Here is a 23029-nt window from a genome sequence, read left to right on the forward strand (position 1 = left end):
CGAGGAGCCTGATATGCCTCCAATCCTCACCAGCCTGCTCGACACCGACGCCTACAAGCTGCATATGCAGCAGGCGGTGTTCCATCGCTATCCGGATGCCGAGGTGGTAGCCGAGTTTCACAGCCGCAATGAAGAGGATCTGCTGCCCATGATGGGGCAGATCGAGGAGCAACTGCGCCTCGCCGGATCCCTGCGACTGACCAGGCCAGAGCTCGATTTTCTGGCCGAGCGTCCCTTCTTCACCCCTGACTACCTCGACCACCTGCGCCGCAAGCCGCTCGACGCCTCGCTGCTCAAGGTGTTCGAGCAGGATGGCCGCATCAATGTGCGGGTCGAGGGCCCCTGGCAGGATGTGATCCTGTGGGAGATCCCGGTGCTCGCCATCATCAGCGAGATGCGCAACCGCTTCCGCTATCCCCAGTTCGGCGTCAGCCATGCGCTGGAGCGGCTCGATCAGAAGATCGACAAGCTGGAGAAGGAGCTGAGCAGCGACGAGATGAGCGAGTTTAACCTCATCGACTTCGGCACCCGCCGCCGCTTCTCTCACGCGGTACAGGATGCGGTAGTGGGCCGCCTCAAGGAGCGGCTGCCGGCGTTTCGCGGCACCAGCAACTACATGCTGGCCCAGAAGTACAAGCTGCCCGCTGTCGGCACCCAGGCCCATGAGTGGTTCCAGGCACACCAGCAGCTCGGCTTCCCACTGGAGCACAGCCAGCGCGCCGCCCTCACCAGCTGGCTGGACGAGTTCACCGACCATCTCGGCATCGCCCTGACCGACTGCATCACCATGGATGCCTTCCTGCGGGACTTCGACTTCGAGCTGGCCAGCAGCTATCAGGGCTTGCGTCACGACTCCGGCGATCCCGTGGTGTGGGGCGAGAAGGCGATCAGCCACTATCAGCGCCTCGGCATCGACCCCACCGACAAGACCCTGGTCTTCTCCGACGGGCTCAACCTCGACAAGGCGGTGCAGCTGTTCCGTCACTTCCGTGGCCGCATCAACACCAGTTTCGGCATCGGCACCAAGCTCACCTGCGATCTGCCCGGTGTCAGCCCGATGAACATCGTCTTCAAGCTGATCGAGTGCAATGGCGGCCCGGTTGCCAAGATCTCCGACAGCCCGGGCAAGACCCTCTGTCGGGATGCGGAGTTTATCCGCAACCTCAAGCAGGCGTTCCACGTCGGGGTCTGATCTTCGAGATCGCCAGAAAACAAAAAGCCCGCCGGTTCGCACCGGCGGGCTTTTTTATCGACTCAAGGGGTATCAGTCTTTCTTGGCCAGCAGGAACTGCACCAGCTTGTTGAACTGCTCTTGAGAGGTGATGGATTCAATCTTCACCATGTACTTGCCGTTCACCAGGAAGGCCGGTACACCGCGAATGTTGTAGCTCTCGGTGTTGCGATCGAACTGGGAGACCATGCCGGAGACGGCGAAGCTGTCGACGGCACCGTCGAACTCTTCAGCCGGTACGCCGTTGTCCACGAAGATCTTCTTCACATCGTCACGGCTCATCGGCGGCTGACGCTGGGTGTGGATCTTGTTGAAGATGGCCGGAGTCAGCTTGGCTTCGGCATTGAGCAGGCTGGCAACGGCGTAGGCACGCTGCATCTCGGGGCCCATCTCGCGGCCGAGGAAAGCAACCGGGTTCTTCTTGAGGGGCACACCCTCTGGCAACCCGGCCTTCAACTGTTCAACGATCGGTTCGAAGGTAGCGCAGTGCGGGCAGTAGTAGGAGAAAAACTCCATCACTTCCGGCTGGGCACTGCCAGTCTGTTTGACCACATCGTAGTTGACGCCTTCCTTGAACTCGGGGGCGGCGTGAACCATGGGGATCATCAGCATGGCAGCAAGGAAAAATAGAACTTTTTTCATGATGTTTCCTGTTAAGGGATCACTGTGAGGCACGCCCGGCGAACCGAAGCAGTGCCAAGCCTATTGTTTCGCCATGCTGACGTCAATGGTCAGGGCCGGAGATCGAGTCCCCCTTGCCGCGCAAGATCCCTTCTATTTCACCAGTTTGGCATCAGGCTCAGCGGTGGCGCCTTGAGTGCCTCCAGCTGATCGTGCAGGGTCGCTATCTGTTGACGCCAGTAGTGATCGGTATTGAACCAGGGGAAGTGACGGGGGAAGGCGGGATCTTCCCAGCGCCGCGCCAGCCACGCCATGTAGTGAACGATGCGCATCGCCCGCAGCGGCTCGATCAGCGCCAGCTCCCGCGAGTCGAACTCCATAAACTCCTCGTAGCCCGCCAGCAGGGTATCGAGCTGGATCTGCTGCTCGTGGCGCTCGCCGCTGAGCATCATCCAGAGATCCTGAATCGCGGGGCCGGTGCGGCAATCATCGAGGTCGACAAACATGGGACCGTCACGCCAGAGGATGTTGCCCGGGTGGCAGTCGCCATGCAGGGAGATCTGCGCCACATCCAGGGTCATGGCGTCGCTGACATGCTTGATCAGTTCGTCGAGCACCCCGAAGAATTGCTTCGCCAGCCCGCTCGGCAGCCACTCGCCAGACGCCAGCAGCTGACGCGGTTCATGCAGCATGCTCTCCACATCGAGCCGCACCCGATGATGAAACGGCTTGCTGGCGCCGATCTGATGAATGCGACCGAGGAAACGCCCCGCCCACTCAAGCTGGTCGAGATTATCCACCTCGAACTGGCGGCCACCGACGCTCTGCCAGATGGCAAAGGGGTAGCCCTCGTGCTCCAGCAGGGTCTCGCCCGCGAAGGCGAGCGGTGCGGCGACCGGGATCTCAGCCTCCGCGAGACGGGTGGCAAACTCGTGCTCCTCGAGGATCTGGGCCCGGCTCCAGCGGCCGGGACGGTAGAACTTCACCACATAGCGGCGACGATCCTCATCCTGAAACTGGTAGACCCGGTTTTCGTAGCTGTTGAGCTCGATAAGGCCGGAGTCGAGCCGCAGGCCACTGAGATCGAGCGCATCCATGATGAGGTCGGGATTGAGGTCGGAATAGTTGAAACGCATGTCATCCACCATAAGAAAGGGGCGCCGTTGCGCCCCATTCTATCACTACTGACCGGCATTGCCGTGCTCGCTGGTGACCGGACTGGTGTCACGCCCGGCCCGCAGTCACGCGCAGTTACAAGCGGCTGATAAACTTGCTGCCCTGGCGCAGGTTGCCCTTGCTGTCATCGGGCGCTGCCCCCTCCCGTTTCAGCACGAACTGGATATCCAGCGCCGGCCGTTTCAGGTTGTAGGGATCGACCGCCAGACTGACCGGCAGGGTGTAGATCTCGCCCGCCTTCAGGGTCACTTCACGGGGGCCGAACCACTGATACTCGGGCAAGCCCTCCACATCCAGCTGGTAGGTCTGGGACTGCAGGGTCTTGTTGAGGATCTTGAGGGTGTAGGTGTTCTCAATCAGCCCCTCGCTGTTTTCGCGGAACAGCTGGTTGCGATCCCGCAGGATATCGAGCCCCATCGGCATGATGGACATGGCGTTGTAGACAAAGACCCCCAGCATCACCGCCATCACCAGCCCGTAACCAATCAACTTGGGCCGAGCCACATGGGTGGAGTCGTTGGCCAGCTTGTGCTCGGTGGTGTAACTGATGAGCCCTTTCGGGTAGCCCATCCGCTCCATGGTCTGGTCGCAGGCATCGACGCAGGCACCGCAGTTGATGCACTCATACTGCAGGCCATCGCGGATATCGATACCGGTCGGGCAAACCTGCACGCAGAGATCGCAGTCGATACAGTCACCCAATCCCATCGCCTTGGGATCCGCCTTGCGGGAGCGGGCGCCACGGGTCTCGCCACGCTTGGTGTCATAGCCGACGATGAAGGTGTCCTTGTCGAACATGGCGGACTGGAAGCGGGCATAGGGGCACATGTGGATACACATGATGGCACGCATCCAGCCCGCGTTGCCGTAGGTGATGATGGTGAAGAAGATCACCCAGAACAGCACCCATCCGCTGGCCTGCAGAGTGAAGAGGTCCGGCACCAGTTCAGTTACATCCTGGAAGTAGGCGACGAAGGTCAGGCCGGTTACCAGCGAGATCGCCAGCCAGGCCAGATGCTTGGCTCCCTTGCGGGCCAGCTTCTCGCCGCTCCAGGGCGCCTCGTCCAGCTTGCGCCGTTTGTTGGCGGGCCCTTCCAGCTTCTCTTCAAACCAGATGAACATGAAGGTCCAGACCGTCTGCGGGCAGAGATAGCCACACCAGACCCGACCGAGGAAGGTGGTAATAAAGAAGAGTCCGAAGGCGGCGATCATGAAGAGCCAGGCGAGCAGGGTCAGATCCTGCGGCCAGATGGTGGCGCCAAAGATATGGAACTGCTGATGACCGAGGTCGAACAGCACCGCCTGTCGCCCGTCGTAACGCAGCCAGGGCAACAGCACGAACAGCGCCACAAAGAACCAGCCCATGGCCTTGCGCATCCGCTGCCAATACCCTTTCTGGGCCCGCACATAGATGCGGTTGCCCGGGTTGAATCTGTCGTCGCTGGCTTTGAACGTATTGGGGTTGAAGGTCCCGGTTACGCCCTTGTCGGTGACGTCCTTGATATCGATTTTATCGTGGTCGGCCATTGCAAGACATCGCTCCCTTATTTGTTATGGAGCGGATTATATCTTAAACAGCATGCTAATTGTGTGGATTAGATGTATCTAATATTGGGGTTGGATCGCAATTTTCGGCAACAAAAAAGCGCATCACCCCGAGGTGATGCGCTTCCGATAAAGATTCACTTGATTCCGCGGGCCTTGAGCAGTGCCTCTTTGAAATCGGGCACATGATCCTTGGCCAGACCGGGGATCATCGCCTGCTTATCGGATTCCCGCATCTTGAGGTGATAGATCAGCATGTCGTCGGTCAGCTCGGACAGAGGCCCTTCGAATCCCGCTTCTTGGGCCAGTTTGGCAACAAACTGCACCAGGCTGAGATCCTGTTCCTTGATCCAGGCAGGCTGCAACAACTCCAGCAGCTCTTCGATACGATGACATTGCATAGACAACCTCTTTAATCTGTCACGTTAAATTCAGGCAACCTTACCCATCAAGGCTACTTCGATTCGATCCCGCCCATTATGCTTGGCCTGATAGAGTGCCGCATCCGCTTTTTGGATCAAATCGGCGATTTTCATGCTGTTGTCCGGTATCAGTGTCGCAACACCAAAACTACATGTGACCCGACCGGAGACCAGTGACTTCTGGTGCGGGATGGCCAGCTCCTTGAGCGCCTGCCGGACATTGTCCGCCACCTGCAATGCCCCCTGCATGCCGGTGCAGGGCAGCAGCAAGGCAAACTCTTCGCCCCCGTAACGGGCCGCCAGATCGTCCTCGCGCCGCTCCACCTCGGCCAGCAAGCCCGCCACCTGTTGCAGGCAGTCATCCCCCAGCTGATGGCCGTAGAGATCGTTGAACTGCTTGAAGTAATCCACATCCACCAGCACCAGCGACAACGGCGCTCGGGCGCGGTGACAGCGCCGCCAGGCCCGCTCCAGAGAGTCGTCGAGATGGGCGCGGTTGGCGATGCCGGTCAGGCCGTCGAGGCGGGAGGTGAGACGCAAATGCTCGGAGACAGCCTTCAGCTCGGCCACCAGTTCGGCGTTGGAGAAACGGTGGTGGAGCGAGGCGATCTGATCCCGCCGCATCCGGCGCAACAGGGTCGGCAGAAAGACAAACAGATAGCCCGCCAGCATGCAGGAGACAATCCGCTCCTGCTCGTTGCCATTGCCCAGCTCGAACAGCATCGCCATGCCCAGCGGCAGGGCGGAACCATAGAGGGTACGGCGGCTGCCAAACAGCATGATGGCGCTGCCGGTAAGAATGAGGCTGGAGAGCATCATCATGGCGGCCCGGTAGGTATCGGGCAGCTTGTCCATGTAGAGCAGCACCCCGAGAGCCCAGATGATGGAGGTGATGGTGGCTCCGATAAAGAGCTCCCGCTCCAGCACCGGCAACGGCGTCTGGTGCAGGCGGGCTCGGCGCCAGCGCAGGTGCCAGCCCCGACCCAGCAGCCACAGGAAAGTGCCTGCCAGCCAACCGAGCGCTTCGATGGCGGGTAGATAGTCGTGAAACAGTAGACTCCAGCCAAATGCCAACACGCCCAAACAGGGGAGACTGAACGATGCATGGGTATAGAGCTGGGCCATGATGGCCTGCTTAACCTGGCGTGTCACACTCTGGGTCAACTGAGTACTCCTGTACAAGAGCCGAGCAGTCTACCATTACCCCCTGACCCGCAACAATAAAGCGCCGCTTATTAAGAAGTTAATCAATCAACAACGATTTCTTCTGCGCTGGCAGGTGAGCCCTTGCTCACCCCTTCTCCAATTCGTCGAGGATCGGGCACTCGGGATTTTCATCCCCGTGACAGCAGCAGACCAACCCCTCCAGCGAGCTGAGCATCGCCTGCAGCCCGGCGATGCGAGCGCGCAGATCGACGATCTTCTCCTGCGCCAGCTTCTTCACCTGGGCGCTGGTTCTGTGCTCGTCACGGTAGAGCGCCAGCAGCTCCTGACACTCCTCCAGATTGAAGCCGGTCTCCCGCGCCCGCTTGACGAAACGCAGCTCGCGCAGCGCCCCCTCGGTGTAACTGCGATAGCCGTTGTCACTGCGTACCGGGGCTGTGATGAGGCCAATGCTCTCGTAATAACGGATGGTCTTGGCAGTCAGCCCAGTGGCCTTGGCAACCTTGCTGATATTCATTTATGCCTCCTTACTGATCGGGTTGGATGCTGGCCCGTGCGCCGCCCTGGGCTGCCAGCGTTTCAATAACAGGGAATTGCTCAAAACGGTAATGCTGCTCAGGGCCATGGCAGCCCCCGCCAGCTCGGGGCTCAGGTAGCCCAGCGCCGCCAGCGGAATGCCGATGATGTTGAACACGAAGGCCCAGAACAGATTCTGCTGTATGGTGCGCCAGGTGGCCGCCGAGATATCGATGGCATCGGCCACCAGCCGCGGATCAGAGCGCATAAGGGTGATGGAAGCGGTCTCCATCGCCACGTCGGAGCCGGAGCCCATGGCGATACCGACATCCGCCGCCGCCAGCGCCGGGGCGTCGTTCACCCCGTCCCCCACCATGGCCACCAGCCCGCGAGTTTGCCCCCGCAGCGCCTCCACTTTCTCCACCTTGCCCGCTGGCAGCACGGAGTCGAAGGCCCCGTCCAGCCCCAGCTTGGCGGCAATATGGGTCACCGGCGCCGGTGCATCGCCGCTCACCAGCCAGCTGGCGATGCCGCGCTGGCGCAGGGTGGCGATGGCTTCCGGGCTCTCGGGGCGCAGGGTATCGGCCAAAGCAGCGATACCAACCACAGCACCGTCGATGGCAACCCAAACCCGGGTCGCCCCATCGGCGGCTTGTTCATCCTGTTTCGGCTGATCAATGCCGAGCTGGGCCAGCAGGGAACCATTGCCGATGGCGACCCTGTGGCCCGCCACCTGACCGACAATACCGGCCCCAACCCGCACCTCCACTGCCTCCGGCTGGGGCAACGCCACTTCTGTGCCGACGGCCTCCCGCATCGCCAGTGCCAGCGGGTGTTCGCTCGCCTGCTGCAGGGCGGCGGCCAGATGCAACTGCTCGTCATTGCCGCTCCAGCTGGCCAGCACCGGCTTGCCCTGAGTCAGGGTGCCGGTCTTGTCGAAGATCAGCGCCTTGATGGCGTGGGCCTTCTGCAAGGTATCTACATCCTTGATCAGGATGCCGTGGCGCGCCGCCACCCCGGTACCGGTGACGATGGCCGCAGGCGTTGCCAGCCCCAGCGCGCAGGGACAGGCGATCACCAGTACTGCCACCGCTGCCAGCAGTGCCTGACCGAAGTCGTTGCTGATGGCGTACCACACCAGCAGGGTAAAGAGGGCGATGGCCATCACCACAGGTACGAAGATGGCGGAGACCTTGTCCACCAGCTGTTGCAGCGGCGCCTTGCCCATCTGGGCACTCTCCACCAATGCGATGACCTTGCTGAGGCTGGAATCCTCCCCCACGGTAGTGGCTTCGATCTCCAGCACGCCGGAGCGGTTGATGGCGCCGCCCAGCACCTTGTCGCCCTCGCCGCGCGGCACCGGCAGGCTCTCGCCGGTGAGGATCGACTCGTCCAGCTCGCTGGCGCCACTCACGATTCTGCCATCCACCGGTACCCGCTCACCCACCAGCACCCGCAGCCGATCGCCGCGTAGCACCTCATCGATGGCGACGCTCTGCCAGCTCTCGCCACGCCAGACGGTGGCGGTTTCCGGCCGCAGCGCCATCAGTTCGCGAATAGCGGACTGGGTGCTGCGTCTGGCCCGAGCTTCCAGCAACTTGCCGAGGGAGATCAGGGTGATGATGATGGCGCTCGCCTCGAAATAGAGCTTGCCGCTGGCGGCCATCCCCAGCGTCAACAACAGATAGAGACTGTAGAAGTAAGCAGCGCTGGTGCCGGTGGCAACCAGCACATCCATATTGGCTGCGCGGTTCTTGATGGCGAGCCAGGCGCCGCGATAGAAGCGGGCACCGATCCAGAACTGCACCGGGGTGGCGAGCAGCAACTCGAGCCAGGCGGGCAGATGCCAGGGGAACAGTCCGGCCATGGCCAGCATCCCCGCCAGCAGCGGCAACGTCAGCAAAGCCGAGACGATGACCCGGGTTTGCGCCTGACGGGCAGTGGCGGCCTCCTGCGCTTCCCGCTCCAGCAACTGCTGGCGGCGGCCGCTGGCCGAGCCTTGTGCCAACTGGGCGCCAAAGCCGAGCGCCTCGATCTGCTCGCGCAAAGCGGCGGGCGTCTGCATCCCGGGCACCAGCACGATCCGGGCCTGTTCGATGGAGAAGTTGACCTCGGCTGAGATAACGCCGGGCAGCGCGACCAGCATCTTGTTCAGTCGAGCCGAACAACCGGCACAAGTCATACCGGTAATTTGAAACAAAAAGGTCTCGCTACCGTAGTCATAACCCTGACTTTTGATGCTGTCGAGCACCGCCGGCAGGCGGTCAGGGCTGGCCAGCTCGATGGCTGCCTGCTCCAGCGCGAAGTTGACGGTGGCCGATACCCCTTCAAGCTTGTTGAGGGCGGTCGTGATGCGGCCTGCGCAGTTGGCGCAGCTCATGCCGCTGAGCGGCAACTGCAGATGAATGGGTGATTGAAGATGAGTGGTCATGTTGTTCCTCCCCGGAACCCGTCGGCACCACAAAACGCCGACTGGCAAACCCTAACCTTTACTGTAAGGGCAAGCTCAAGCCACATGATCCACTTTTTGCAGATGAAAAAACGGCGCCCGTTTGCTGCCAGAGAGCAAAAAGGCGCCGCATTCAGCTATTGCGCGGTGTGAGCGGAACTCAGATACCGTACTGGGCGCGGTAAGCCTTCATGGCCGCCAGTTGCGCCGCCAGCTCCGGCTGCTCGGCCTGCTTCTCTTCCAGCTTTTCTTCCAAATAAGCGATCAGGTCGCTCATCTGGATGATGGCGATGATGTGGGCGCCGTAGTCACGCTCCACTTCCTGAATGGCGGAGAGCTCGCCCTTGCCCTTCTCCTGACGATCCAGCGCGATCAGCACGCCCGCCAGCGAGGCGCCGTTGGCCTGGATCAAATCCATGGATTCGCGGATGGCGGTACCGGCAGTGATGACGTCATCCACCAGCATGATGCGTCCCTTAAGCGGGCTGCCCACCAGATTGCCGCCCTCGCCGTGATCCTTGGCCTCCTTGCGGTTGAAGCACCAGGGCACATCCACATCGTGCTGCTCCACCAGCTGTACCGCGGTAGCGGAGGCGATGGGGATCCCCTTGTAGGCCGGGCCAAACAGCACGTCAAACTCGATACCGGCATCCATCAAGGCAGCGGCATAGAAGCGGCCGAGGCGGGCCAGATCGCGGCCGCTGTTGAACAGACCGGCGTTGAAGAAGTAGGGGCTTTTACGACCGGATTTCAGGGTAAATTCACCGAATTTGAGGACCTGTTTCTCCAGGGCGAACTCGATAAATTGACGCTGGTAGGCTTTCATTCTGGCTCCTTGCTTGGCTTGTCGTTGTCTTGTGTGGGGGTATAAAAAAACGCGGTCAATGCCGCGTTTTTAAAATCAGGAGAGCGACTGCTTCTGCAGCGCAATGATGTCGGCGATGCCGCCCTTGGCGAGCGCCAGCATCTCCAGCAGCTCCTCATGGGTGAAGGGCTCGGCCTCCGCGGTGCCTTGCACCTCGATGATGCGACCATCTTCGGTCATCACCACGTTCATGTCGGTCTCGGCGGCGGAGTCTTCGATGTACTCCAGATCGCAGATGGCTTCACCCTGATACATGCCGACGGAGACGGCGGCGATCATCTGCTTGAGCGGGCTCTGCTTGATCATGCCCTTCTCGACCATCCAGTTCAGCGCATCCACCAGCGCCACGCAGGCACCGGTAATGGAAGCGGTGCGGGTGCCGCCATCGGCTTGCAGCACGTCACAGTCAACTGTGATGGAGTGCTCGCCCAGCGCAGTCAGGTCTACCGCCGCGCGCAGGGAGCGGGCGATCAGACGGGAGATCTCCAGAGTGCGGCCACTCTGCTTGCCGGAGGCCGCTTCGCGGTTCATCCGGGAGTGGGTGGAGCGCGGCAGCATGCCGTATTCGGCAGTTACCCAGCCCTGATTCTTCCCTTTCAGGAAGCGCGGCACGCTGGTGTCAACGCTGGCGGTGCAGAGCACGCGAGTGTTACCGAACTCCACCAGCACTGAGCCTTCTGCATGTTTGGTGAAATTGCGGGTAATGGTAACTGGGCGAAGTTGCGCGGCACTGCGATCGCTTGGACGTGACATGGAACGGACCTCTGGGCTGGCTCAAATTGGCGGGGGATTATAAGTGATCCCGCCCCAAATATCAGCCGCTAAAACCAACACTTCGGCTGACGCCCTGCCCCCAGCTGGGTATAATCCCGCCACACTTCATCAAGCCCGGAACAATCAATGATTCACAGCATGACCGCCTACGCCCGCAAGGAATTCAAGGGCGACTGGGGCACAGCCGTTTGGGAAATTCGTTCGGTAAACCAGCGCTATCTGGAAACCTACATTCGCCTGCCGGAGCAACTGCGCAGCCTGGAGCCGGTACTGCGTGAGCGTTTCCGCGCCAAGCTGCAGCGCGGCAAGGTGGAGTGCAACCTGCGTTTTGAAGCCGCTCAGGCCGCTGCCAGCCAACTCCATATCAATGAAGAGCTGGCCAAGCTGATCATCGACAGCGCCAACTGGGTAATGAAAGAAGCAGGCCAGGGCCAGCTCAACCCGGTCGACGTACTGCGTTGGCCGGGCGTCATGGCTGCCGCCGAACAGGACATGGACGCGGTTGCCACCGAGCTGCTCGGCGGGTTTGACCAGACCATGGAAGATTTCCTCGCCTCCCGCGCCAGCGAAGGGGCCAACCTCAAGGCGCTGATCGAACAGCGTCTGGCCGGTATTCAGGTGGAAGTGAAGAAGGTGCGCGTCCACCTGCCGCAGATCATCGAGTGGCAGCGCCAGAAGCTCACCGACCGTCTGGCCGAAGCCAAGGTGGAGCTGGATCCGGCCCGCATCGAGCAGGAGATCGTGCTGCTGGCCCAGAAGATCGACGTGGCCGAAGAGCTGGATCGTCTGGAGATGCACATCAGCGAAACCAACAAGATCATGAAGAAGGGTGGCGCCTGCGGTCGTCGTCTCGACTTTATGATGCAGGAGTTCAACCGCGAGTCGAACACCTTGGGCTCCAAGTCCATCAATGCCGAAGTGACCCAGTCCGCCGTCGAGCTGAAAGTCCTCATCGAGCAGATGCGCGAGCAGATCCAGAATATCGAGTAATGGGTCACTGACCATCCGGTTGCTACCTGCAAAAGAGCCCTTGATTCCTCAAGGGCTCTTTTATTTTCAGGCCATCGCACCTGTCGCCCGCCGCCGGTGAGTCAACGGCAGGGGAGCACCCTAGCCTATCGGCATCACCAGCGCCGGTTGGTGAGGGTCGCTCAGCCGCTCGGCCAGATAATCCACCAGCAGCCGCACCTTGGGGGAGAGGTGGCGATTGTGGGGATAGAGGGCCCAAATCCCCTCGGCCGGGGCCCGCAGTTCAGGCAGCAACTCGATCAGCTCGCCTCGGGCCAAATGGTCGCTCACGTAGTAGTCCGGCAGCTGGATAATGCCGATCCCCTTGAGCGCCGCGTCCAGCAGGGCGTGACCGCTGTTGCACTGCAGCAAGCCGCGCACCCGCACGCTGTGGGGGCGGCCATCCAGGGTGAAGTGCCACTCGTCGCTGTTGCCCACCAGACAGGTGTGGCGGGTCAGCTCGGAGAGGCTGTTGGGCATGCCGTGGCGGGCGGTGTAAGCCGGTGAGGCGCAGACATAGGGCACCCGCTGCGCCAGCTTGCGCGCCACCAGCGTCGAATCCTTGAGGTGGCCGAGCCGCAGCGCCAGATCGTAGCCCTCGTGCACCAGATCCAGCAGCTGGTTGGTGAGGTTGAGGGTCACCTCCAGCTGGGGGAAACGCACCATAAAGTCGTTCACCAGCGGGGCTATGCGGCTCTCGCCGTAGGAGACGGGGGCCGTGATGCGCAGGGTGCCTTGCGGCACCGCCTGATGGCGCCCCACCGCCAGCTCCGCCTCGTAGAGGTTGTCCAGCAGCTGACGACAGTGGCGATAGTAGATCTCGCCAAGCTCGGTGAGCCGCACCTGACGGGTGGTGCGCAGCAGCAGCTTGGCCTGCAGCCGATCCTCCAGCTGCGCCACCTGACGGCTCACTTGCGCCACCGATACTCCCAGCTTGCGTGCCGCCGGAGTAAAGCCCCCCTGCTCCGCCACGCTGACAAATTCACAGATCCCTTCCCAGCCGAACATTATTACCTGTGTGTAAAAGTGATTTGAGATTTGCCCTCATTATCACCAAATCGGCGGGAAACTACACTGAATGCCCGAACTCATCTCTGTTCACCCTGCTCAACAAGAAGGATGTCATTCATGGCACAGGTTCAAAGTATCAAGTGTAAAGCCGCCATCGCCTGGGGCCCGGGCCAGCCCCTCTCCATCGAAGAAGTAGAAGTCATGCCGCCGCAAGCGGGCGAGGTGCGGGTGCGCATCGTCGCCACCGGCGTCTGCCACACCGATGCCTTCACCCTCTCCGGTGAGGATCCGGAAGGGGTCTTCCCCTGCATTCTCGGCCACGAGGGGGGCGGCATCGTCGAATCGGTCGGCGAAGGGGTCACCAGCGTCAAGGTGGGCGATCACGTGATCCCGCTCTACACCCCCGAGTGCGGCGAGTGCAAGTTCTGCAAATCCGGCAAGACCAACCTCTGCCAGAAGATCCGCGCCACTCAGGGCAAGGGGCTGATGCCGGACGGCACCACCCGCTTCTCGAAAGATGGCCAGCCCATCTATCACTACATGGGCACCTCCACCTTCAGCGAATACACGGTACTGCCGGAGATCTCCATCGCCAAGGTGGACCCGGCCGCCCCGCTGGAAGAGGTCTGCCTGCTCGGCTGCGGCGTCACCACCGGCATCGGCGCCGTGATGAACACCGCCAAGGTGAAGGAAGGTGAGAGCATCGCCATCTTCGGGCTGGGTGGCATCGGCCTCTCCGCAGTGATCGGTGCCCGTCTGGCCAAGGCCGGTCGCATCATCGCCATCGATATCAACGAGAGCAAGTTCGAGCTGGCCCGCAAGCTGGGCGCCACCGACTGCATCAACCCGAACGATTACGACAAACCGATTCAGGAGGTGATCGTTGAGCTGACCGATGGCGGCGTCGACTTCTCCTTCGAATGCATCGGCAACGTCAAGGTGATGCGTGCAGCGCTGGAGTGCTGCCACAAGGGTTGGGGCGAGTCGGTCATTATCGGCGTCGCCGGAGCGGGTCAGGAGATCAGCACCCGTCCGTTCCAGCTGGTGACCGGTCGGGTCTGGCGCGGCAGCGCCTTCGGCGGGGTACGCGGTCGCAGCGAACTGCCGAGCTATGTGCAGCGCTACATGCAGGGTGAGTTCCGCCTCGATGACTTCATCACCCACACCATGGCGCTGGAGCAGATCAACGAGGCGTTCGATCTGATGCACCAAGGCAAAAGCATCCGCACCGTCATCCACTACTGAGCATGATCACCCCGCCCGCCATCGTGGGCGGGGTGCAGGAGTCCTTCGATGAATCTGGAGATTATCAGCAGCAACAAGAGCTTCGGCGGCTGGCACAAGCGCTATCGCCACCACGCCAGCGTGCTCGGCTGCGAGATGAATTTTGCCATCTATCTGCCGCCCCAGGCCCTCACCGGCCAGAAGGTGCCGGTGCTCTACTGGCTCAGTGGCCTCACCTGCACCGATGAGAACTTCATGCAGAAGGCGGGTGCCCAGCGTATCGCCGCCGAGCTTGGCATCGCCCTGGTGGCGCCGGACACCAGCCCCCGTGGCGACGGCGTAGCGGACGATCCCGGTTATGACCTCGGCATGGGGGCAGGCTTTTATGTCAACGCCAGCCAGATCCCCTGGCAGGCGCACTACCAGATGTATGACTACGTCACCCGCGAACTGCCTGACTTGATAGAGACCCACTTCCCGGTCTCGACCCGACGCGCCATCAGTGGCCACTCCATGGGCGGTCACGGTGCGCTGATCGCCGCGTTGCGGGAGCCGGGTCGCTACCGCTCGGTCTCGGCGTTCAGCCCGATCTGCCACCCGAGCCGCTGCCCCTGGGGCCAGAAGGCGCTCGGCGCCTATCTCGGCAGCAATCCTCTATTGTGGCAGGAGTGGGATGCCTGCCAGCTGCTGCGCCACCAGCCGGTCACACCGCTGCCCACCCTGGTGGATGTGGGGCTGGATGATCCCTTCCTCGCCGAGCAGTTGCATATCGATGCGCTAGCCGAGGTGGCGGCCAGCAAGGGGTGGCCGCTGGAGCTCAACCGCCACGAGGGCTATGACCACAGCTACTACTTCGTGGCGAGCTTTATCGAGGCGCACCTGCGCTTTCACGCCAGCCACCTCTGATCAAAACAGGCCCGTTGCGGGCCTGTTTCAGTTGTGGTGATCGGTTGATATCAACTGCCCGCTCGGGTCACTCCGCCGGAGCCTGCGATCTGCTGCTCCACCTTGGGATCGCCCCAGTAGGCGATGTTGCCTGAGCCGGCGATGCCGACTTTCAGCGTCTCCTGCGCCCGTACCGCCACATCACCACTGCCGGCGATATTGACCTCTACCTCGTTGCCGCGCATCTCGCTCCCGAGCACATCGCCAGATCCGGCAATGTTCAGCTCGATGGCCTGTGCCGAACCGCTGCCCAGCTCCAGACTGCCGGTTCCAGCGATATTTCCTTCCAGCCGTTTCAGCTCCAGCTGACTGGCGACGATGTCACCGGTACCGGCCACTGACAGCACCAGCTCATCGCCCTTGAAGCCGCTCAGATTGCCGTTGCCGGTCCCGGCCAATGCCAGTTCGTTCAACACAGGCAAGGTGATGGTCAGCTCCAGCGGCTCGGTAGGATCGAGCCGGTAACCCTCCTTCACCTCGATCTCCAGCTTGTCGCCGCTCTCGGTCAGCACCAGATAGGGCAGCAGGTTCTCCTGCCCCTTGATCAGGATACCGCGCGGCTCCCCCGCAATCAGATGGAGGGTGGCAGGCACCCCCGCCAGCACCCGGGTCACCCCGTCACCAAGCGCCTGCTGGCGCTCGACCACAGCTCCCGTTCCGGTCACTCTGGTCTGATCCAGCCAGTGACAACCACTGAGCCCTGCCATCAACATGACCACCATCATCCATTTCATCACTACTCTCCTCCTTATGTGTTGGCCATCCAGGGCCAATTGGTTTTCATGCTTTGCAAAGCGTGAGCCAAAAATTAACTTAATGATTCAAAAGGAAATAACCATTAAACCCAGAACAAACCGAAGAATTAAGAGAGCCATTTAGACCATATTTTGGTGAAAATAACCATTCTCGAACGGATATGATTTTGGCTGATTGGCGGGTCGTCCTGCCGGTCGCTAAGCTGACAAGCCGTGGAAGTTTTTGATTGCCGTACCGGTCTGTTGAGCCAATAGTGGTACTTCGTGCGTACCAAGCTCTCCATTGCGGTAATGTCATTACCACTGTCTTGTCAGTCTTCACTGCCAACAAGGAGCCAGAGCGTGACCCAAGCAAGCCCTCTCTATTCCACTGCCACCGGTCTGCCGGAGCCGACTCGCACCCCGTTGCTGACCGGCAGCGATCACGAGCAGAAACGGCGCGAGCTGCTCGCCTACTTCTGCCAGACCTTCGATCTCTACGACTCACTGTTCGACTGTCTGGCCGATGAGCGGGCCTGGTTCAACAAGGCGATCCCGCTGCGCCATCCGCTCATCTTCTACTACGGCCACACCGCCGCCTTCTTCATCAACAAACTGCTGGCGGCGCGCCTGATCGACCAGCGGCTGGATGCCCGCATCGAGGCCATGGTTGCCATCGGGGTGGACGAGATGAGCTGGGACGATCTGGACGAGACCCACTACGACTGGCCCAAAGTCAGCGAGCTACGCAGCTATCGGGCCAAAGTCCGTTCGCTGGTGTGCGATTTTATTCGCCAGATGCCGCTCACCCTGCCCATCGACTGGCAGAGCCCGGCCTGGGTCATCCTGATGGGGATAGAGCACGAGCGCATCCACCTCGAGACCTCCAGCGTGCTGCTCCGCCAGTTGCCACTCGCCTGGGTGCGGCCGCAGCCTTATTGGCCCGCCTGTACCGAAGTCCGCCACCGCATTGATCAGGTACCCGCCAACAGTCTGCTGCCGGTGGCCGGCGGCAAGGTGCGCCTTGGCAAGCAGGACGCCACCTACGGCTGGGACAACGAATATGGCGAGCGCCATATCGAGCTGGCCCCGTTTCAGGCCAGCCGCATGCTGGTGAGCAATGCCGAGTACCTCGCCTTCGTCCAGGCGGGGGGCTACGGCCAGCAACAGTGGTGGGATGAAGAGGGGTGGAGCTGGTGCCAGTACGCCAAGGCGCAGATGCCCACCTTCTGGGTGGGTGACCCCGCCGAGCCCGAACAATTGCAGCTGCGGCTGATGACCGAGCAGGTCGCCATGCCCTGGGACTGGCCAGTCGAGGTGAATCAGCTGGAGGCGGCTGCCTTCTGTCGCTGGCAGGCAGCTCGCACCGGTCTGCCAATCCAGCTGCCGAGCGAGGCGGAGTGGCAGCTGCTGCGCGAACAGCTACCCGGCGATCAGCCGGACTGGACGGAAGCCCCCGGCAATATCAATCTGGCCCGTTTCGCCTCCTCCTGCCCGGTGGATGCCTGCCCGCAAGGGGAGTTCTTCGATCTGGTGGGCAATGTCTGGCAGTGGACCAGCACCGCCATCGACGGCTTCGACGGCTTTAAAATCCACCCGCTCTACGACGACTTCTCCACCCCCACCTTTGATGGCAAGCACACCCTGATCAAGGGGGGCAGCTGGATCAGCACGGGTAACGAAGCGCTCAAATCATCCCGTTACGCCTTCCGGCGTCACTTCTTCCAGCATGCGGGTTTCCGCTATCTGGTCTCCCGTTATCAGGAACCCGTTATCGTGAATCCCTATGAAACCGACACGCTGGTCGCTCAGTACCTCGACTTCCAGTACGGCCCGAGCCACTTCGGGGTAGCCAACTACGCCAAGACGCTTGCTGATCTTGCTGGCGAGCTGTGCAGCAACCACCAGCGGGCGCTGGATATCGGCTGCGCCACCGGTCGTGCCAGCTTCGAACTGGCTCGCCACTTCCAGCATGTGGACGGGGTGGACTACTCAGCCCGCTTCATCGACGTGGCGCTGGCCCTCGCCAGCCAGGACAGCTTCCGCTACGCCATTCCGCTGGAGGGTGAACTGGTGGAGTATTGCGAGGCACGCCTGTCGAGCCACGGGCTGGGGGCGAGTCAGGCTGAGCGCATCCACTTCAGTCAGGGGGATGCCTGCAACCTCAAGCCCAAATATGACCACTACGATCTGGTGCTCGCCTCCAACCTGATCGACCGGCTGCGGGAGCCCGCCCGCTTCCTGCGGGATATCGCTCCCCGGCTGCGCAGCGGTGGCCTGCTGGTGCTCACCAGCCCCTATACATGGCTGGCGGAATATACCCCGCCCGCCAACTGGCTCGGCGGCATTCGTGAAAACGGCGAGGCGCTCACCACCTATCAGGCGCTGCAACGGCTGCTGGCGGCGGAGTTCGAGGAGCACTGCCCGCCGCGGGATGTGCCTTTCGTCATCCGCGAGACCGCCCGCAAATACCAGCACACGGTGGCGCAGCTAACCGTCTGGCGCAAACGCTAATCCGCCGGTCGGCATGCAGATGAGAAGAGGGAGGCCAACGGGCCTCCCTCTTGTTATGACAGAAAAAACGTCGCGAGTATCAATGCCCCTGCTCGTGATAGCGGCGCGCCAGCACGGCGCAGACCATCAGCTGGATCTGGTGGAAGATCATCAGCGGCAGCACCATCACCCCGACGCTGGCGGCCGGGAACATGACGTTGGCCATCGGCACCCCGTTGGCGAGACTCTTCTTGGAGCCGCAGAAGACGATGGTGATCTCGTCCGCCTTGTCGAAACCGAGGCGACGGCTGATCCAGACGTTCCAGCAGAGCACCAGCGCCAGCAAGACGCAGCTCAGCAGCACAATACTGGCCAGATCGTACCAGCCTACTTGGTGCCAAATCCCCTGTACCACCGCCTCGCTGAAGGCCACATAGACCACCAGCAGGATGGAGCTCTGATCCAGCTTGCCGATGAGCGGCCGATGGCTGTCGACCCAGCGGCCAATGAGCGGGCGCGACAGGTGGCCCACCACGAACGGCAGCATCAGCTGCATCATGATGGACTGGATGGAGTGCCAGGTGTCGATCCCCTCCCCCTGTACGTGGATCATCATCCCCACCAGCACCGGCGAGAGGAAGATGCCGAGGATGCTGGAGGCCGAGGCGCTGCACACCGCCGCCGACACATTGCCCCCCGCCATCGAGGTAAAGGCGATGGCCGACTGCACGGTGGCAGGCAGAGCGCAGAGATAGAGGAAGCCGAGGTAGATAGCCGGGCTCAGCCAGCTCGGCACCAGCGGGGTGAGCAGCAGCCCGAGCAGCGGAAACAGCACGAAAGTGCTGAGCATCACCACCAGATGGAGCCGCCAGTGACCGAGGCCCGCCAGCAGGTTCTGGCGCGACAGCTTGGCGCCATGCATGAAGAACAGGAGCGCCACCGCCAGCTTGGTCAGCAGACCGAACCAGACGGCCACCTGCCCCTCGCAGGGAAAGAGGGAGGCCAGGGTGACCACCGCAATCAGCACAACAGTAAAGGGATCCAGACGCAAAAGGTCTCCATCAGAAGGGCATCCTGCAGCCATGGCGACAGTCAGGATTGGGGAGGACAAGAAACAGAGCGGGAGATGTCTGGCACCTCCCGCTAAAACGAACCTCCAGCTTACCCCGATAACGGAGAGGCGCAAAGTTGAGCGGCGAATAATTGTTCATCAATGCTTAACGCCGTCGCCATATTGCGCAGCAAAAGTTGACGATAAGCCAGCCCTGAAAGCTCCCAAACGGCTAAAAATGGATAAAAAACGGGCGACCCAAGCCGCCCGTCCCGCTTTTTCGCTCAGCCGATCAGCGCTGGCTGGCCAGCTTGCCGTTGCCCGTTTTCTTCTCATTGCCGGCAAGCTTGCTAGCCTGCCGCGTCTCGAAGCGGGAGATCCACCAGTAGGCCAGTGCCGAGAAGACAGCAGTCATAAAGACGTTGATGAAGAAGGCGCGCACCAGATCCACCCCGGCCGGGAAGGCGGAGGCGCTCATGCTCACCACGAAGATGGCGATCAGCACCGACACCACGCCCATCCCGAACTTGCGCGACCCCATGCGGAAGTCACGGGGGGTATCGTCATGTTTCCAGCGGAACACGAAGTAGGCCACCATGATGAAGATCGGCGGCAACATGGCGGTACCGGCGGTGAGGTTGATGGCGGTGTTCATCATCTGCTGTACCGACTCGGAGCCGAAGCCGTTGACCACCAGCATCGCGAACACGAAGACAAACTGCCACCAGGCGGCGCGCACCGGCACGCCGTGCTTGTTGAGCTGGGTGGTCTTCTCGCCGTAAACCCCCTGCGGGATCTCGGAGAAGTGGATCTTCACCGGCGCCGAGGTCCACATCATCATGGAGCCGAACATGGCGATGAACAGCACCACGCCGACGAAGCGGCCCACCAGCGCCTCGGAGAGCCCGAAATACTGCGCCATGCCGGTGAAGATCTCCACCATGCCGCCGGCATAGGTGAGGCTCTCGCGCGGTACGAACACGTTCACCAGCAGGGAACCGACCGCATACATGGCACCGATGACGATACCGGCGCTGATGATTACCTTGATAAAGGACTTCTGGCCCCCCTTCACGTCATTGAGGTAGGCCGCCGCCGTTTCGGCACCGCCTGCCGCCTGGAAGATCCAGCACATGATGCCCAGCGTCGCCCAGTTGACGGTGGGAGTCATTGCCTCCAGGGTGATGGGCTGGGCCGGCACATGATCGCCACTCAGGGCCATGAGGGCGCCCAGCACATAGATGGCGAACAGGGCAAATACCCCGTAGGCCACGATCTCGGCAATCTTGCCGAGCCAGCTCGCCCCCTTGGTGGAGATGTGGGTTGCCGCCGCAAACAGCACGATGGAGATGATCGAGGTGACCATGGGCGAGAAGCTGTACTCATAACCCAGCATGGCGTAGGAGGCGTAGGCGATGACGTTGGGCAGCAGGGAGACAAACCAGAACAGGTTCACGAACCAGTAGAGAAACGAGCCCAGATAGGCCATCCGGGTGCCGAGCGGTTTTTTAAGCCAGTCGTACATCCCCGACTCGGAGTTTTTGTTGGCCGAAACGAACTCGGCGATGATGAAGACGAACGGAATGAAGTAGACGATGGTCGCCAGCAGGAAGATGGGGGCGGAGCTGAGCCCCAGCTCGATGTTGTTGTTGACGATGTTGCGCACGTTGAACACGGCGGCAAAGGTCATCGACAACAAGGCAAACTTGCCTATGGTGCCGCGTACGGATTCAGACATGGTGTCCTCCAATGGACTCGCGCTCCCTGCGGGGAACGCTGTGACTCTGTGATGTGTTCGGCAAGGGTCTGTCGGCCCCGCCCTTTACTCTCTTGTTATGATCGGGCCACGAGGACGACCTCGTTGGTGAACCGGTACCGTCTCCCGCACCGGCTCGCAATACCATTCAGACGATCGGGGTGCCCGGCGCCATCGGCACCCGCGGTTGCAACAGCACGCTCTGGCTCTCGTCCGGGGTCTCGGCGCAGAGCAACATGCACTCGGATCGCTCGCCGCGCATCTTGGTGGGCTTGAGGTTGGTCAGTACCACCACCTCGCTGCCCATCAGCTCCTCTTCGCTGTAGTAGGGCACCAGACTGGTGACAGTCTGCAGCGGCCGCTCGCCACCCACATCGATCTGGACGATGTAGAGTTTGTCGGCACCGGGGTGACGCACCACCTCCAGCACCTTGCCCACCTTCATCTCGACCCGTTTGAATTCGGCAAACTCGATCGTCTCGCTCATGCTCTTTTCCTTTTCTGGTTCAACGGTTTGCGGGTGGCCAACGGCCACCCGGTTTGATTGAGAGTCAATGCAGTGGCTATGGTGTCTGCATGGCAACCTGCGCCGTCGGCTGGGCCTCTTTCGCGCGTGCTTCGGCGCTGAGGGAGGCTTCGTAGCGGTTGTACTTCCACCAGGCGAAGCCGAGGAAAATCACGATCCCGCCGACGTTGTAGAAGATGATGGTCATGATGTCGGCGCCGGTCGGGAAGGTGGAGGCGAGGAAGCCCACCGAGAAGATGGCGATCAGTACCGACACCACGGCGATGCCGGTGGTGCGCGAACCCATCCTGAAATCCCGCGGCAGGTGGTCGAGCTTCAGCCGCAGATTGAGGTAGGCCAGCATGATGAACAGCGGCGGCAGCATGGAGGCGGCGGCGGTCATGTTGATGACGGTGTTCATCAGATCCTGCGCTGTGTTGGAGCCCAGGGTCGGGATCACCATCAGCGGCAGCACGATGAGGTACTGGATCCAGGCAGCGCGGGCGGGTACGCCGTTCTCGTTCAGCTCGACGGTTTTCTTGCCGAAGATGCCGGCCGGGATCTCGGAGAAGAAGATTTTCACCGGGGTCGCGGTCCACATCAGCAGGGAGCCGAACATGGCGGTGAAGGAGACCAGCCCGACGAAGCGGTTCATCAGGATCTCCGGCAAGCCGAAGTAGGCCGCCAGCCCCTCGAACACCTGCACCGAGCCGCCGGTGTATTTCAGGGTGTCGCTGTGGACGAACACGTTGATCAAGAGCGATGCGATGGAGTAGAGCACCCCGATAAAGATCCCGGCGACGATGATCACCTTCACGAAGGATTTGGAGCCCCCTTTCACGTCATTGACGTAGACCGCCACTGACTCGGCGCCACCGGCTGCCATAAAGATCCAGGTAGTGATGCCGAGGAAGGCCCAGCTGAAATCGGGGACCATGGCCTCTACCGTGATGGGGTCAGCCGGCTGTACGCCGCCCACCAGTGCCGCACCCGCCAGCAGAATGTAGGAGAGGGTCAGCAGCAGCATCAGGGACGAGGTCACCGAGGTGATGGGGCCCAGCATCTTGGCACCGTTAGTGGAAACGTAAGTGGCAAAGGCAAACAGCACCATGCTCAACGCCGTGGTCGCCACCGGAGTGAGAATGTACTCGTAGCCGAGAAAGGCATAGGAGGCGTAGGCGATAACCCGCGGCAGCAGCGAGGTGAAGAAGAAGAGGTTCACGAACCAGTAGGTGTAGGCGGAGATAAAGGCCCAGCGCCCGCCGAGGGAGCTCTTCACCCAGGCATAGACGCCCGCTTCGGAGTTCTTATTCAGTGACACAAATTCCGCAATGATCAGGCAAAACGGAATGAAGTAAAAAATGGTGGCCAGAAAGAACATCGGGGCCGAGGCCAGACCGATCTCGATGTTGTTGTTGATGACGTTGTTGAAGCTGAATACCGCCGCGAAGGTGAGCGACAGCAGACCAAACTTGCCTATCGTATTGCGTTTGGAATCAGACATGGTGCATCTCCAGACCTGTAGTTATCTAGCGAAAG

20 protein-coding genes are annotated in these 23029 nt (G+C 61.3%); 5 read left to right on the top strand and 15 right to left on the bottom strand.

Annotated features, from left to right (window positions below; genetic code table 11):
- Positions 1-13 precede the first annotated feature (13 nt).
- Positions 14-1192, top strand: coding sequence for a nicotinate phosphoribosyltransferase (gene pncB / locus ACTG19_RS12050; protein WP_005342020.1), 1179 nt, complete (start codon positions 14-16; stop codon positions 1190-1192).
- Positions 1193-1264: 72 nt separating this feature from the next.
- On the opposite strand, the gene ACTG19_RS12055 is transcribed toward pncB, so the two are convergent.
- The 9 genes from ACTG19_RS12055 to rph all read right to left on the bottom strand — a co-directional run bounded on the left by ACTG19_RS12055 (position 1265) and on the right by rph (position 10742).
- Complete coding sequence (locus ACTG19_RS12055; RefSeq protein WP_005356138.1) at positions 1265-1873, bottom strand: thiol:disulfide interchange protein DsbA/DsbL; 609 nt, start codon at positions 1871-1873, stop codon at positions 1265-1267.
- 137 nt (positions 1874-2010) lie between these two features.
- Complete coding sequence (locus ACTG19_RS12060) at positions 2011-3000, bottom strand: serine/threonine protein kinase (protein ID WP_439989107.1); 990 nt, start codon at positions 2998-3000, stop codon at positions 2011-2013.
- 103 nt (positions 3001-3103) lie between these two features.
- Positions 3104-4555 carry a cytochrome c oxidase accessory protein CcoG gene (gene ccoG / locus ACTG19_RS12065; protein WP_005357450.1) on the bottom strand — a complete coding sequence of 484 codons (1452 nt, stop codon included), beginning with the start codon at positions 4553-4555 and terminating at the stop codon, positions 3104-3106.
- Positions 4556-4710: 155 nt separating this feature from the next.
- Entirely contained in the window at positions 4711-4974 is a 264-nt protein-coding gene (locus tag ACTG19_RS12070) for a YihD family protein (protein ID WP_005339598.1), read from the bottom strand.
- Between the two features lie 30 nt (positions 4975-5004).
- Complete coding sequence (locus ACTG19_RS12075; RefSeq protein ID WP_005339596.1) at positions 5005-6159, bottom strand: GGDEF domain-containing protein; 1155 nt, start codon at positions 6157-6159, stop codon at positions 5005-5007.
- A gap of 127 nt (positions 6160-6286) precedes the next feature.
- Positions 6287-6676, bottom strand: a complete 390-nt coding sequence (gene cueR, locus ACTG19_RS12080; protein WP_106844324.1) for a Cu(I)-responsive transcriptional regulator — start codon at positions 6674-6676, stop codon at positions 6287-6289.
- Complete coding sequence (locus tag ACTG19_RS12085) at positions 6677-9106, bottom strand: heavy metal translocating P-type ATPase (RefSeq protein WP_439989108.1); 2430 nt, start codon at positions 9104-9106, stop codon at positions 6677-6679.
- A gap of 178 nt (positions 9107-9284) precedes the next feature.
- Positions 9285-9950 (bottom strand): orotate phosphoribosyltransferase, encoded by a 666-nt coding sequence (gene pyrE / locus ACTG19_RS12090; protein ID WP_088870390.1) that lies wholly within the window; start codon positions 9948-9950, stop codon positions 9285-9287.
- A gap of 75 nt (positions 9951-10025) precedes the next feature.
- Positions 10026-10742 carry a ribonuclease PH gene (rph, locus tag ACTG19_RS12095; RefSeq protein WP_005339589.1) on the bottom strand — a complete coding sequence of 239 codons (717 nt, stop codon included), beginning with the start codon at positions 10740-10742 and terminating at the stop codon, positions 10026-10028.
- 147 nt (positions 10743-10889) lie between these two features.
- On the opposite strand from rph, the gene ACTG19_RS12100 reads away from it, so the two are divergent.
- Positions 10890-11753: a YicC/YloC family endoribonuclease gene (locus tag ACTG19_RS12100; RefSeq protein WP_042055361.1), complete on the top strand. Its 864-nt coding sequence runs from the start codon at positions 10890-10892 to the stop codon at positions 11751-11753.
- Positions 11754-11873: 120 nt separating this feature from the next.
- Here the strand turns inward: ACTG19_RS12100 and ACTG19_RS12105 are convergent, their stop codons facing one another.
- On the bottom strand, positions 11874-12779 hold the full coding sequence (locus tag ACTG19_RS12105) for a LysR substrate-binding domain-containing protein (protein ID WP_042055364.1): 906 nt from the start codon (positions 12777-12779) through the stop codon (positions 11874-11876).
- A 120-nt stretch (positions 12780-12899) separates the two neighbouring features.
- Between ACTG19_RS12105 and ACTG19_RS12110 the strand changes: the two genes are divergently transcribed.
- Together ACTG19_RS12110 and fghA are read left to right on the top strand one after the other, a co-directional pair.
- Positions 12900-14027 carry an S-(hydroxymethyl)glutathione dehydrogenase/class III alcohol dehydrogenase gene (locus ACTG19_RS12110; RefSeq protein WP_439989109.1) on the top strand — a complete coding sequence of 376 codons (1128 nt, stop codon included), beginning with the start codon at positions 12900-12902 and terminating at the stop codon, positions 14025-14027.
- A gap of 48 nt (positions 14028-14075) precedes the next feature.
- Positions 14076-14912 (top strand): S-formylglutathione hydrolase, encoded by an 837-nt coding sequence (fghA, locus tag ACTG19_RS12115; RefSeq protein WP_439989110.1) that lies wholly within the window; start codon positions 14076-14078, stop codon positions 14910-14912.
- 50 nt (positions 14913-14962) lie between these two features.
- Here the strand turns inward: fghA and ACTG19_RS12120 are convergent, their stop codons facing one another.
- Positions 14963-15685, bottom strand: coding sequence for a head GIN domain-containing protein (locus ACTG19_RS12120; RefSeq protein WP_439989111.1), 723 nt, complete (start codon positions 15683-15685; stop codon positions 14963-14965).
- Between the two features lie 363 nt (positions 15686-16048).
- Between ACTG19_RS12120 and ovoA the strand changes: the two genes are divergently transcribed.
- A complete protein-coding gene (gene ovoA, locus ACTG19_RS12125; protein ID WP_113740296.1) occupies positions 16049-18199 on the top strand; it encodes a 5-histidylcysteine sulfoxide synthase in 2151 nt (716 codons plus the stop codon).
- A gap of 79 nt (positions 18200-18278) precedes the next feature.
- On the opposite strand, the gene ACTG19_RS12130 is transcribed toward ovoA, so the two are convergent.
- The 4 genes from ACTG19_RS12130 to ACTG19_RS12145 form a co-directional block, all read right to left on the bottom strand.
- Positions 18279-19229, bottom strand: coding sequence for a bile acid:sodium symporter family protein (locus tag ACTG19_RS12130; RefSeq protein ID WP_058056266.1), 951 nt, complete (start codon positions 19227-19229; stop codon positions 18279-18281).
- Positions 19230-19521: 292 nt separating this feature from the next.
- Positions 19522-20967, bottom strand: coding sequence for an amino acid permease (locus ACTG19_RS12135; RefSeq protein WP_439989112.1), 1446 nt, complete (start codon positions 20965-20967; stop codon positions 19522-19524).
- 166 nt (positions 20968-21133) lie between these two features.
- A complete protein-coding gene (locus ACTG19_RS12140; RefSeq protein ID WP_005342042.1) occupies positions 21134-21472 on the bottom strand; it encodes a tRNA-binding protein in 339 nt (112 codons plus the stop codon).
- 76 nt (positions 21473-21548) lie between these two features.
- A complete protein-coding gene (locus ACTG19_RS12145; protein WP_113740294.1) occupies positions 21549-22994 on the bottom strand; it encodes an amino acid permease in 1446 nt (481 codons plus the stop codon).
- Positions 22995-23029 lie beyond the last annotated feature (35 nt).

Source organism: Aeromonas sp. 3P, from assembly GCF_051919745.1.
GTDB classification, from domain to species: Bacteria; Pseudomonadota; Gammaproteobacteria; order Enterobacterales; family Aeromonadaceae; genus Aeromonas; species Aeromonas veronii.

Coding starts and splice junctions, on each gene's coding strand:
- pncB (WP_005342020.1), top strand. CDS start 14: ATGCCTCCAATCCTCACCAGCCTGCTCGACACCGACGCCTACAAGCTG.
- ACTG19_RS12055 (WP_005356138.1), bottom strand. CDS start 1,873: ATGAAAAAAGTTCTATTTTTCCTTGCTGCCATGCTGATGATCCCCATG.
- ACTG19_RS12060 (WP_439989107.1), bottom strand. CDS start 3,000: ATGGTGGATGACATGCGTTTCAACTATTCCGACCTCAATCCCGACCTC.
- ccoG (WP_005357450.1), bottom strand. CDS start 4,555: ATGGCCGACCACGATAAAATCGATATCAAGGACGTCACCGACAAGGGC.
- ACTG19_RS12070 (WP_005339598.1), bottom strand. CDS start 4,974: ATGCAATGTCATCGTATCGAAGAGCTGCTGGAGTTGTTGCAGCCTGCC.
- cueR (WP_106844324.1), bottom strand. CDS start 6,676: ATGAATATCAGCAAGGTTGCCAAGGCCACTGGGCTGACTGCCAAGACC.
- ACTG19_RS12085 (WP_439989108.1), bottom strand. CDS start 9,106: ATGACCACTCATCTTCAATCACCCATTCATCTGCAGTTGCCGCTCAGC.
- pyrE (WP_088870390.1), bottom strand. CDS start 9,950: ATGAAAGCCTACCAGCGTCAATTTATCGAGTTCGCCCTGGAGAAACAG.
- rph (WP_005339589.1), bottom strand. CDS start 10,742: ATGTCACGTCCAAGCGATCGCAGTGCCGCGCAACTTCGCCCAGTTACC.
- ACTG19_RS12100 (WP_042055361.1), top strand. CDS start 10,890: ATGATTCACAGCATGACCGCCTACGCCCGCAAGGAATTCAAGGGCGAC.
- ACTG19_RS12105 (WP_042055364.1), bottom strand. CDS start 12,779: ATGTTCGGCTGGGAAGGGATCTGTGAATTTGTCAGCGTGGCGGAGCAG.
- ACTG19_RS12110 (WP_439989109.1), top strand. CDS start 12,900: ATGGCACAGGTTCAAAGTATCAAGTGTAAAGCCGCCATCGCCTGGGGC.
- fghA (WP_439989110.1), top strand. CDS start 14,076: ATGAATCTGGAGATTATCAGCAGCAACAAGAGCTTCGGCGGCTGGCAC.
- ACTG19_RS12120 (WP_439989111.1), bottom strand. CDS start 15,685: ATGAAATGGATGATGGTGGTCATGTTGATGGCAGGGCTCAGTGGTTGT.
- ACTG19_RS12135 (WP_439989112.1), bottom strand. CDS start 20,967: ATGTCTGAATCCGTACGCGGCACCATAGGCAAGTTTGCCTTGTTGTCG.
- ACTG19_RS12140 (WP_005342042.1), bottom strand. CDS start 21,472: ATGAGCGAGACGATCGAGTTTGCCGAATTCAAACGGGTCGAGATGAAG.
- ACTG19_RS12145 (WP_113740294.1), bottom strand. CDS start 22,994: ATGTCTGATTCCAAACGCAATACGATAGGCAAGTTTGGTCTGCTGTCG.